The following is an 11,371-nucleotide window of genomic DNA, read 5'->3' as shown; positions in this document are numbered from 1 at the left end:
AAGCGGGTACAACTCGATTTTAAAGTCAGCCGCTCCGCTTTACGAATATTTCCCAACTCCTTTCAGATGGTTCTTTCTCTTTCTGACTTTCTCAACAACATGGGGAACGATTAGTTCCGCTATTTGCTTAAAGCGGTATGAAAAAGAGGCAAACGGAACAATAAGTTCCTCTATTCCCGAAAATCGCACGGATTTTGCCCGGCAAATCGAGAATAGAGGAAAAAAGTGTTCCTCTAAGTACTTTTCCGGCTCCTAGTTCATCAATAGAGGAACTCAAACTTCCGCATGATGAGAGAAGAGGTATATCTGGCCGAGTTTCTGCCTAAAACAAATTAGCGCTTGCGAAAACCGCTCTACCGAGGTCCGCCTGGAACCCGACGGACAGGCAGCACCCATTCGCGGAAACAGTACCTTGTCTTCCTCCTGGCCGCTCAGGCGGCGTTAGTGGCTGCGTTAGACCGGATTCAGTGAGCGTTGGAGGTCAAAAAGGTCTGGCCGGTCCGCAAATCAGGTTCTTGGTGTCTCTGCGTAACGTATTACTTGTGCAGACGGGTCGATTTCCGATGATCGAGGAGCAGCGCGAACATTGTGTCGCGATAACTCACGGATCAGCACAAAAAAAGCCCCGAATGATCGGGGCTCGCCGCTGCGACTTATAATTGTTCCTTGAGCTGCGCCTTACAGCTGCGCCTTACAGCTGCGCCTTACAGCTGCGCCTTACAGCTGCGCCTTACGGCTGCTCCTTTTCCGCATCATTTTATTTATTGATTTTCTCCGTGTTGATGTACTGCTTGATTTGTTCTTCCGCGTCCCGCAGCGCCGTGTTGACGTCTTTCGTGCTTTTGACGACGTTCGCATATTCCGCGTTCAGCAGGCTTAACGCTTTGGCATAGTAGATCGAATTGGCCGGAGCGGGGGCGGACTTGCTCTTGAACACGCCTTCGATATGCTTGCCCTTCAGCTCCGGCAAATCCTGGCCGAACGCTTGACGGTACTTCGGATCTTTCATGACCGGCAGCTTCGCCGATTTCCGCGACATGATCGTCTGCACTTCGTCCGAGAACAGTACCTCCAGTACGCGCATTTGATCGTCGCGGTTTTTGCTGGCCGCCATCGGAATCATGCAGTGCAGATCGTACATGCCGTACGTATCGGGCTTTTCCTTGTAGCTCGGAAATTGGGCGACGTCCCAGTTCAGGTCCGGCGTCTGTCTCAGGCGCAAGAACAGGTTGACGGTCGTGATCATGGCCACGTTTTTGTCTTTCAGAAATCGGTCGATGGCCGAGCCGGTTTTGAAATCGTTGCCCGGTATCGAATAAATTTGCCGGCCGATCTCGATCGCCCTTTTGTAGGGCTCGCTGTTGACCGTGACTTTATCCGTCTTCTCCTCGATGATGTTCAGCGAGAGCGGGAACAGAAGGCGGTTGATATCGTCCACTTCAAGACCGCGGTACTGTGTCTGATTGTCGAGACGGGTCAGCTTCTTGGCAAGCTCGACCGTATCCTCCCACAGCAATCCGTCTTTCGGGTATGCGACCCCGAATTTATCGAATATATCTTTATTGTAATAAAGCGCATTGAGGTTGTTCGCGTAAGGCAGCGCATACAGCTCGCCCTTGTCCGAGTTGGCTATGATCGTATCCAGCGCGCCTTGGTCGAAACGGCTTAAATCGAAGTTGTACTTCTTGGCGAGCGGGAGCAAATCCAAATACACGCCGAGATCTTTGTAGGCGGACAAGCGCCCGTGGTACGTAACGAGAAAATCGATCGTTTCGCCCTTGGTCAGCAGGACGGGCAAATCCTCCGTCGTTTTGTCCATTTCTACCGTAATGTGCGGGTATTTTTTCTTGACGGGCTCCGCGATCAATTCGTTGAAATCTTGTTCCGTGTAGTAGGCTCCGAGCTGATGGACCCTGATCGTGACGGGTTCGGGCGGTTTTTGCGGCGACGTGGCGACGCCGGCTTCCTGATTGGTAGAGCATCCAGTGAAAGCGATTACAAAGGCGAGTAGAATGGGGGCAGTCAAGCACCTTTTCATCAAACAACCTCCGTTCGTTCAAATGGGCGTACCGTTTACCGCCGAACCTGCATGCTGTATGGAGCCCGATTCGGTATGGATTGGCAATAAATGTCTTCATTATATGCGAATACCAACGTTTGAAACAATGTTTCCTGTAGTCGTGTTTTGCCTGAAAAATTATCGCAGAGTCTGTTGTTCGCGGCCGTTCTTTCGATTTCATTTCTTTTCGCGTATTTTCGTGTAATTCGTTTCAAATATGATCATTTCACAAAAAAAAGGCTGCCTCTTCCGGTGAACCGGCAAGATGACAGTCTCTTCGAATAACGAGTTTAGTTCAAAAGCTCCCGCGCTTTCTCTTCCTCTTCCTTATGCCGTAGAAACTCTTTGCCGTACTCGCCGTGGGGGTGAATCGTCGCGTGCTCCATCTGGATCGTCGAATGCGCGATGCCGTATTTGCTTTGCAGCGTTTCGTTGATGGCGAGAATAATGCAGAACGGCTGGATGTGCTCATTGATAAACACATGCGCGGTCAGCGAATAGTGATCGGACGAAATGGCCCATAGGTGCATCTCGTGCACATCCTCAACGCCCTCCACCTCGCCGATTGCCTTGCGGATCTCGTCAAGATCGAATTTGTCCGGAACGGATTCCATCAGAATGAGATACGATTCCTTGACGATTTTCGCGCCGCCGGTAAAAATGATGCCCCCGATGACGACGCTCACGAGCGGATCGACCCAGCCCCAATCGGTAAAATAAATGATGATGGCGGAGAAGATGACGCCGATCGAGCTGAGCAGGTCGCCGATAAAATGCCACAGCGCGCTTTTCACGTTCAGGTTTTCTTCTTCCTTCATGCTCCGGCTCAGCACGAATGTGAGCACCAGGTTGACCGTAAAGCCGATGGAGGCGATGGTCAGCATGAGGCCGAGATCGATTTCCTGCGGATTCAAGGCGCGACGCACGCCTTCATAGAAAATGCCGATGGCGATCAGACAAAGCGCGAATCCGTTCAAAAAGGAGGCGATGATCTCGAAACGGAGAAATCCGAACGTGAATTTGGCGTTAGGCGGCCGAGAAGCCAAATAGATGGCGGTCATGCTCAAGCCGAGCGCGATGACGTCGGACACCATATGGGCCGAATCGGACAACAGGGCGAGGGAATTGGACGCCAAGCCGCCTATAATTTCCACAACGGTAAAAAATGCCGTCAATATTAAAGTAATCCATAGCGCTCTTTTGGAGGTCGCTTGTTCCTTGACGTGGCGAAGATGATGATAATCGTACATTGGCAAATCACCCGCTTCCGTAAACAGGACGTCTCGAATGCGTCCGTGTTTTTCATTATACACCGTTGCTTCTTAAATTCAATACTTATTTATAATAATTCTAAATAAGAGAGAATGGTTATCGTTATCACCGATAATGGTTATCGGAAAAAGGAACCAATTCCGAGGAAAATGAAAGCCAAATCGAAGGGAGAGCATCGAAGCAACGCTTAGCATTAGGCGGTTATTTTACGATATTTGGAGATAAAACGAGTAATAGGCCAAAATAGATCGATAAATTGGAATAAAGGTTGGATTTTGACCGAATTTATGTTAAAATGAACCTAACTACTACGGGAAAGGAGGGAGGACATCTTGATCGTACTACGTCCTGCTGTCCGTACATTCGGACTTGTGTCGGTCGCGTTCGCTCTTCTTTGGTCGTTTCTCATGCCGACCGCCGAGAGGGTCGTTACGCCTATTTCCCAATCGATTCCGGCCGTATCGGCACCGGCATCCATTCATTCGCCCCTCGGCGCCCCCGCCCATTTCTTGCAGAAGCTTCGCGTGCTGCTTCCGCTTGTTGCAATCTTTTTGCCTTTATGCTCCGTTTTGCTGTGCGACATTCGCATCCGTACCCGCTTGGAACGGTTTGCCCCCCCTGTGCCGCTGCTCCGCAAGCAGCTGTTTTTGCGTCCCCTCAAATTTACTTCCAAGTTTGTAAGCGCCTGATTCCGCAATCTCACAACTTTTCGGTATGAAGCCGTTACCGTCGGAAAATAATAACAGCAGGTTCAACCTGTTTTTCGGTGCACGGGTATTGTGTTTGGCATGCCCGCAAAGAAACACCTTTTTTCGATACGGGCGTTGCCCCTTTATCCGATTGTGCCGCCAGAAGCAGACTAGACGCACAATACACACAATCGGAGGAACACGGATGAAACCAATAAGGGAGTCAGATTTGCCGGGAATCGGCCGCAAATACGAAGTGGAAACGCAATCCAAAGAAAAATTCGTGATCGTCGTCCATGACGACGGCAGAAGAGAGATTTATTCTCCGGACCGGTACGATCCGGAAGAGAGCGTCTCGGTCGTAACGTTGGAAGACGACGAAGCGAGAACGATCGCGGCCATTCTCGGAGGCATGTATTACAAGCCGAAAGCGCTGGAGACGATCGAAGTCGCGTTGAACGATTTGATCATCGAATGGTACCGCATCGATCCCGATTACAAAAGCGTCGGCATGTCCATCGGCGAGCTGGACGTCCGCCAAAAAAGCGGCGCGAGCATTATAGCCGCCGTGTATCCCGACCATACGCACCATATCAATCCGGGCCCCGACTACAGACTGCAGGGCGGCAGCACATTGGTAGTCGCGGGTGAGCGGAACCATCTGAAATTGCTGAAGCAGCTTCTTCAGCACGGGGGCCATTGATTATGGACCACCTCGTACTGGAGATCGGGCTCGCCGTCGTCCTCATCGCCGTGGCCGGCCTGTTGTCGGTCAAACTGAAATTTTCGGTTATTCCGTTCTACATTTTGGTCGGCATGGCTGTCGGACCGCATGCGCCCAAATGGGGCGTGTTCGACTTCCGCTTCATCGAGAGCGCCCCGTTAATCGAATTTATGGGACGGCTCGGCGTACTGTTCCTGCTGTTTTACCTCGGTCTGGAGTTTTCGGTCGGCCGCTTGATCAAATCGGGACGGTCGATCGTCGTCGGCGGCACGATCTATATCGCCATCAATTTCACGCTCGGCCTGTTGTTTGCATTACTTGCGGGCATGCCGTTCAAGGAAATGCTCGTAATCGCCGGCATTACGACGATTTCGTCAAGCGCCATCGTCGCGAAGGTGCTGGTCGATCTGAAGCGGACAGCCAATCCGGAGACGGAGATGATTCTCGGCATCATTATGTTCGAGGACGTATTTTTGGCCGTCTATATTTCGATCCTGTCCGGTCTTGTGCTCAGCGGATCGACTTCGTTCGCGGGTGTCGCGTTGTCGGCGCTCATCGCGCTCGGCTTCATGCTGGCCGTCCTCGTCATCGGGCGGAAGGCGGTGCCGCTGCTGAACAAGGTGCTGGACATCCGCTCGAACGAGCTGTTTCTCCTCGTCATCTTCGGCGGGCTGATGGTAATCGCCGGATTTTCCGAAACGATCCATGTCGCGGAAGCGATCGGGGCGCTGCTCGTCGGCCTCGTGCTGGCGGAAACCGATCATATGAAACGGATCGAGCATATGATATTGCCGTTCCGCGATTTTTTCGGCGCGATGTTCTTCTTCAGCTTCGGACTCACGATCGATCCGACGACGCTGGGCGGCGCGGTATGGCTGTCTCTGGGCGCGGTCGTCATTACGCTGATCGGCAACTTCGTGGCCGGCATGCTCGCGGGGAAAAGCGCGGGCTTATCCCCGAAAGCGTCCGTCAATATCGGGCTTACGATCGTCTCTCGGGGCGAATTCTCGATCGTCATGGCGAATTTGGGCAAAGCCGGCGGCCTGATGACTATTTTGCAGCCGTTCGCCGCTTTGTACGTACTCATTCTGGCTATACTCGGTCCTCTGCTCACTAAAGAATCGAAACGCGTCTACAAGCTGTTCTATGCCCGTAAAGAGAACGCAAAAGCGAAGGAGAACGCCCAGGCGGCCGAACGGGCCCAAGCCGAACGGCGGGAGGGCTGACGCGATGCGGGGCGCCATGAAAATCGGTAATCGTCCGAAACGGTTCGGGGGTTTTGCCCGGATCGGTTGGCCAGCCGTGCTTTCCTTTATCGCCGGAGTCGTTCTCATCGCGGTCGGACTCGAGCTTTTTTTGAAGCCGAACCGGCTTGTCGCGGGAGGCGCTCAAGGCATTTCGATTATGCTGTCGCACGTTACGGAGATGCAGATGGGACTGTTTTTATTCCTTATCAACGTTCCGTTTCTGTTTCTTGCCCAGCCCGGCCGCGGGATGCGGTCCGCCGTGATCCGCACCGCGGCGTTAACCGTCACTTCGTTCGTCGCCGTGCTGCTGGATCCGATTCCGCCTCTTACGGAACATTCGCTTGCGGCTTCGCTGCTCGGAGGACTTGCGCTCGGCTGCGGCGCGGGCTTGATTCTAAGAATCGGGGGCTATACGGACGGAGTCAACGAAGCGGCTTACTGGGTAAAAAGCAAAGTCCCGCTTTCGATCGCGGAGCTCGTCATGCTCGTCAATTTGTCCATCCTGGCGCTGGCAGGCTTATTATTCGGGTGGGAGCAGGCACTTTATTCGGTCATCGCCTATTATGTGGCTTATCAATCGCTCCGCTATACGATGAGAGGCCATCACCGTTACACGCTCGTCCGGATTCAGGGAGGGCGGCTTGATGCGATCCGCACGGATTTGCAGCACCGGTTCGGTTCCGATTTTTCGGTCTTCTCGCCGTCGTCCCGGTCATCGGAAGGCTTCGGGGATATGACCGTGATCATTTCCCGGGAGCAGGAGGGCACGCTTCGCGACGTGCTGCGGGAAACGGATCCGTCCGCGACGGTCAGCATGACCCCGCTTGCGAGCGCGAAATACGACGAGTACAAATATTTGCAATGACCTTCCTTCCTGCGCGAGTCGTCCGCTTCGTTTTCAAAAAGTGCAAAACAACGGACCGGGATGATAAAGATTGTACGTCCCGGACGGTTTATGATGAACTTGTGAAAACGAAAGACGGCAACAACGAACTTGATGCAGAAGAAGGGATGATAAAAACATGAGTAAAATTCGTCTTGGCATTATCGGCTGCGGAGGAATGGCAGGCTCCCATTCCGGCGGCTTCCATTACTTGTCCGACCGCGTCGAAATCGCGGCGACCTGCGACATCGAGCTGGAACGCGCGCAGAAAGCGGCGGAGCTTACCGGAGCGAAGCTTGCGGTAGCCGATTACCGCGAGCTGCTGGACCATGTGGACGCCGTGCTGGTCGTTCTGCCGCATGATTTGCACTTTGAAGTAGGCATGACCTGTCTGAAAGCGGGCAAGCATGTGCTGATGGAAAAGCCGATGTGCAATACGGAAGAGGAATGCATCCAGCTGATCGAGACGTCGGAGCAGGTAGGAAAAGTGCTCATGACCGCTTACCCGGTCCGCTTCTGGCCGATCGTGCTGAAGCTGAAGGAACTGATCGATTCGAAGGAATACGGGGAATGCTTCCAAATGTCCGTTTGGACGGAGCAGTTCACGCGCTACAAGGAAGGACACTGGGCGCTTTCCGCGGACCGTCTTGGCGGCGGACAATTTTTCAGCCACGGCTGCCACTACGTCGATCTGCTGCTCTGGTTCCTCGGCCGTCCGGTTCGCGGCACGCATATCGGCACGAACTTCGGTACGCCATGGATGGAGAAGGAAGGCACGAGCAACGTGACGATCGAGTTCGAGAACGGCGCTCTCGGCTATCATTTCGGTACGTGGGGGGCCCGCGGAACGCGTCTCGGCTGGAGCATTCACGCGCATTGCACCGAAGGGATGCTCGAAATCAACCTGGCGGAGAAGAAGCTGTACGCGCATACGCATATTAAGGAAGAGAAGGCCAATCTGGATACGGAATCGCGCAAAAAGGTGCTGTATGAGGCGGACGCCTCCGGCAAGTTCACGCACCACGAGCTCGAGCATTTCCTCGATTGCATCCGCGACGGCTCCCGCCCGATCACGGACGGACCGACAAGCCTGCAAGGCTTGCGCGTCATCTGGAAGCTGTACGAGGCGGAGCGCAACAATACGGTCGCGGACCTGCGCGGTCTCGGATTGGATCAGCCATGGGAGCAAGCGAAGGCATAACGTCTGCGCAAGCTTAGCGGCGCAGCGAACGATTGTATACGAACCCGGAGGTTCCGGCTTGGGGCGATTTAGCCCCGGCACGGAGCGATCCGGGTTTGTTTGGCATGCTTGAATGCATGCGCCCATACGGCTGGGCTGGCATTGTCCCTCGACCATCGACCGGGCAACAACCGATCGCGGGTCCGTTCATGAACCGCGGCGCGTTCGGTATACTGTTCCTATCATCACGATGGCGGATGCCATTTTGCGAGTTGGGAGCGGTTTTTGTGGAGTGGATGAACGGTCTATTCGAGCAGTACGGATATTTTTTGTTGTTTTTCGGCTTATTCGCGGAATCGCTCGCCTTGCCTTTTCCCGGCGAATTGGCTATGGCGTTGTCCGGACATATGGCCTATTTGGGCAAATCGGACTTGCTGTTGGCGATGCTGTATTCATTCCTCGGCGCGACCATCGGAACGATGCTCACCTATGCGCTCGGCCGCAAGCTGGGCAGGCCGTTTTTCGAGACGTACGGGAAATATGTGTTCCTGTCCAGGGAGCGGATAGACAAGCTGGCGGATTGGTTTGGGAAATACGGCAGCAAGCTGTTGCTGGTCAGCTATTTTGTACCCGGCCTGCGCCACTTTACGGGTTATGTTTCGGGCATAATGCGGATACGTCTCGGCACCTTTCTGCTGTTCAATCATATTAGCGCCTTCGTATGGGTGATTGCGTACGTAACGATCGGCCGCATCTTCGGCAAGCAATTGGACCATCTGCTGCATATGATTTCCGCTTATTCGTGGAGAGCGGCTGTGTGCATCGCCGTCGGGATCGCGATCATCCTGACTGTCAAATCCTACAGGGCGAAGCTGCTCAAGAAAAAAGCGCTGCTGGCCGTTTCCCCGGATAACGGCGTGCGCTAGTCAACCATCGGCCGGGCTGCCGCCAATCGCAGGCTTGTCCGTGATCGCCCCGGTTGCGGTACCCCGGCGGTATTCACCCGGCGTCATGTTCGTCAGCCGGCGGAACATGCGGATAAAGGAGTTGGCGTTCCGGTAGCCGACCTTGGCCGCGATCTCGTGAACTTTCCAGTCGGACTCCGCAAGAAAACGCTTCGCGTTGCGGATGCGGACGTCATCGACGCTGTCGCTGATGCTGCGGCCTGTCTTCTCTTTATAATATTGGCGCAAATAACCGGGCGAAATGTTCAGCTTGTCCGCGATCAGGTCCAAATACAGATCGTCCCCGTACCGGTTCTCGATAAAATCGCGCACGAAATCGACGATCGGGTCTTTCTGCGCGCGTTTTTCCTCCATCATGGCGGCCGCTCTGCCCAGCAAGTTGTCGAAGAACGCTTCGAACTGCCCTGGCGAAACGAACGAATCGATTTCCTCGAAAGGCGAATGCTCCGGCTGCAGCTCCCCGGTATCGATCTTGTTCGACATGAGCGCCAGCAGCACTTTGGACACGATCGTATGGGCGAACTGCTTGTATTGCGCTTCGCCGGCATCGAGCTTGCGCAGCCTCTCGAACGAACGGACAATCGCGTGTACCATATTGGGCTCGTTGCCTGCCAAGAGGCTGTCCATGAATTGACGCTCCTCTTCGGGCGAGAGCGGATACGGCTCCTCGACCGGGCTAGAGTCGGTGATGATCTGGGTTTCGTCGTTCAGCTTGCGCTTGCGGATCATATCGGCCGCCTCCCGGTAAGCCGCGGAAAATTCCGACGGAAGGCGCAGCTGCGGATGGAATGCGATCGTCAGACGGTAATGCTGCTTGTCATGATCGAACACTTGCTTCAAATAGTGCAGCTTGTCGAGCATGGCCGCTTCGGCGCCCTCGTCCTCGGGAAACGCGATCGAGACGATGACGTCTTTTTCGATTTGCAGCGTTACGGAATCGGGGAACGTCTCATTGATATTCAAATTGACGAATTCGAGAAAAAAAGTCGATCTCCGCTGCCAGCCGGCAGACGATTGGGGCCGGTCGACGTACTGAATATGGAACATCAGGAAGAAATGGGGCCGCTCCGTATCGATGAGCCGCTGCACATCCTTGTGGTTCATATTCGTGTCCTTCAGCTTGTCCAAATAACCGTATTTGCGCAACAGCGAATCTTTCCTGTGCATCGAATCCATCATCCGGTCTATGCCGTTGCGGATTTGAATGAATTCGTGAATATCGTTTCCCCCGTCAGCGGCGTTCGCCTTGCGGCCGTGCTTCAACGATTCGAGGATCGTATCGATCGGATGACGGATTTTGCTGCTGAGCGGAACGGACAAGATGAGGCTGACGATTGCCGAAAGCGCTATCAAACCGATCAAGACGAGCCGCAAACTGTTCATTTGCCGGGAAATGTGCTCGAACGGAATGACGTTTACATAAGTCAGTCCGGTTGCCGCGCTGCGGTGGGTAAAGTAGTACCGCCCGCCGAGCGGATGCGTCCCGCCTTCTCCGAAGCGGAGCGGAAGCCCCTCCCTGTCGAGTCCGGACGAGCTATAGTACAAACGACCCTCGTCATCGACGATATAAAAATTGTCGTTGACGGACAAGTGCAGATGCTCGAACATGGCGGAGGCGTCCAGCATCGCGGCCATATACGCCTGACTGTACAGCTTGCTTTTGACGATCAGCGGAAAATATACGCCGGACCCGGCTATGGAGGTGTCCAGACGCGGCGTCTGGAACGTCGCCGAAGGATGCAGCTTCATATGATAGTCCTGCCCGAACTGCCCGGACCAAAATTCGCGAGGGTAAGCCTCGGATTTATAGTAGGTCTCGAACATGTCCCGCGAAGTGTGCAGGCTTGTTTTGTTAATGACGCTGTCGCTGTTTTTGTAATAGACGAACGCATCGTTCACGTACAAATTGTAATCGTCTGCAATCGCTTTGAACTGTTCGGTCACGCGGTTGATCGACTCGAAGTTGACGCCGCCGTCGCTTCTCCGATTGTCCAAGCCGCCCAGCGTTCCGTTGAAGTAGAAGCTGTCCAGCAGATCGTTCAGCAATCCGAGCTGCTTCTCGTACCCGTTCGCCGTATTCGCCAGGTTGAGCGTATTGTACCGGATCAATTCCTCGCGGATACTCCCGGAGAAAACATGGAACGACAAGGCGTTGAAGGCGAACGAAATCGCGATAATGGTCCAGAAGCCGACCATCAGTCTGACGAACAATGTATTTCTGATCCATCGCAAACGGAACGTCATGCTGCAGCCACTCCTTGTTCCAGACGATAAGTATGTTTCTATTATGGCAAATCATACGGGCCATCCCCATATGCAATTCCGCATACATTATTCCATTATGCAGAGAAA

The 11,371-nt window shown here is 53.9% G+C and carries 10 protein-coding genes; 7 read left to right on the top strand and 3 right to left on the bottom strand.

All coding sequences use genetic code 11. The features are described from left to right. Positions 1–256: hypothetical protein (locus FE784_RS41555; RefSeq protein ID WP_218103756.1), on the top strand; the 256-nt coding region annotated here is incomplete at its 5' end. A gap of 501 nt (positions 257–757) precedes the next feature. On the opposite strand, the gene FE784_RS07620 is transcribed toward FE784_RS41555, so the two are convergent. Both FE784_RS07620 and FE784_RS07615 read right to left on the bottom strand, forming a co-directional pair. Further along, on the bottom strand, positions 758–2,038 hold the full coding sequence (locus tag FE784_RS07620) for an ABC transporter substrate-binding protein (protein WP_139601541.1): 1,281 nt from the start codon (positions 2,036–2,038) through the stop codon (positions 758–760). Between the two features lie 311 nt (positions 2,039–2,349). Continuing rightward, a complete protein-coding gene (locus FE784_RS07615; protein WP_139601540.1) occupies positions 2,350–3,309 on the bottom strand; it encodes a cation diffusion facilitator family transporter in 960 nt (319 codons plus the stop codon). Positions 3,310–3,663: 354 nt separating this feature from the next. Here FE784_RS07615 and FE784_RS07610 point away from each other — a divergent pair, with 354 nt between their 5' ends. The 6 genes from FE784_RS07610 (at position 3,664) to FE784_RS07585 (ending at position 8,980) form a co-directional block, all read left to right on the top strand. Beyond that, positions 3,664–4,020: a hypothetical protein gene (locus FE784_RS07610; RefSeq protein WP_139601539.1), complete on the top strand. Its 357-nt coding sequence runs from the start codon at positions 3,664–3,666 to the stop codon at positions 4,018–4,020. Between the two features lie 205 nt (positions 4,021–4,225). Then, complete coding sequence (locus FE784_RS07605; RefSeq protein ID WP_139601538.1) at positions 4,226–4,723, top strand: cation:proton antiporter regulatory subunit; 498 nt, start codon at positions 4,226–4,228, stop codon at positions 4,721–4,723. 2 nt (positions 4,724–4,725) lie between these two features. Further along, complete coding sequence (locus tag FE784_RS07600) at positions 4,726–5,970, top strand: cation:proton antiporter (RefSeq protein WP_139601537.1); 1,245 nt, start codon at positions 4,726–4,728, stop codon at positions 5,968–5,970. 4 nt (positions 5,971–5,974) lie between these two features. Continuing rightward, positions 5,975–6,856, top strand: coding sequence for a YitT family protein (locus FE784_RS07595; protein ID WP_176706029.1), 882 nt, complete (start codon positions 5,975–5,977; stop codon positions 6,854–6,856). Between the two features lie 157 nt (positions 6,857–7,013). Beyond that, positions 7,014–8,075 carry a Gfo/Idh/MocA family protein gene (locus tag FE784_RS07590; RefSeq protein ID WP_139601535.1) on the top strand — a complete coding sequence of 354 codons (1,062 nt, stop codon included), beginning with the start codon at positions 7,014–7,016 and terminating at the stop codon, positions 8,073–8,075. Between the two features lie 275 nt (positions 8,076–8,350). Next, the gene (locus FE784_RS07585; RefSeq protein ID WP_246131939.1) at positions 8,351–8,980 is read left to right on the top strand and encodes a DedA family protein; all 630 of its coding nucleotides are present in this window, start codon (positions 8,351–8,353) and stop codon (positions 8,978–8,980) included. On the opposite strand, the gene FE784_RS07580 is transcribed toward FE784_RS07585, so the two are convergent. Further along, positions 8,981–11,263, bottom strand: coding sequence for a helix-turn-helix transcriptional regulator (locus FE784_RS07580; RefSeq protein WP_139601533.1), 2,283 nt, complete (start codon positions 11,261–11,263; stop codon positions 8,981–8,983). Positions 11,264–11,371: the final 108 nt, after the last annotated feature.

Origin of the sequence: Paenibacillus hemerocallicola, from assembly GCF_006265175.1 — a bacterium.
Lineage (GTDB): Bacteria > Bacillota > Bacilli > Paenibacillales > NBRC-103111 > Paenibacillus_AB > Paenibacillus_AB hemerocallicola.
This window is presented reverse-complemented; position numbering and strand designations above follow the sequence as displayed.

What these genes read in the sequence shown, in the direction of transcription:
- FE784_RS07590 (WP_139601535.1), top strand. Translation starts at nt 7,014, where the DNA reads ATGAGTAAAATTCGTCTTGGCATTATCGGCTGCGGAGGAATGGCAGGC.
- FE784_RS07600 (WP_139601537.1), top strand. Translation starts at nt 4,726, where the DNA reads ATGGACCACCTCGTACTGGAGATCGGGCTCGCCGTCGTCCTCATCGCC.
- FE784_RS07620 (WP_139601541.1), bottom strand. Translation starts at nt 2,038, where the DNA reads ATGAAAAGGTGCTTGACTGCCCCCATTCTACTCGCCTTTGTAATCGCT.
- FE784_RS07605 (WP_139601538.1), top strand. Translation starts at nt 4,226, where the DNA reads ATGAAACCAATAAGGGAGTCAGATTTGCCGGGAATCGGCCGCAAATAC.
- FE784_RS07585 (WP_246131939.1), top strand. Translation starts at nt 8,351, where the DNA reads ATGAACGGTCTATTCGAGCAGTACGGATATTTTTTGTTGTTTTTCGGC.
- FE784_RS07615 (WP_139601540.1), bottom strand. Translation starts at nt 3,309, where the DNA reads ATGTACGATTATCATCATCTTCGCCACGTCAAGGAACAAGCGACCTCC.
- FE784_RS07580 (WP_139601533.1), bottom strand. Translation starts at nt 11,263, where the DNA reads ATGACGTTCCGTTTGCGATGGATCAGAAATACATTGTTCGTCAGACTG.
- FE784_RS07595 (WP_176706029.1), top strand. Translation starts at nt 5,975, where the DNA reads ATGCGGGGCGCCATGAAAATCGGTAATCGTCCGAAACGGTTCGGGGGT.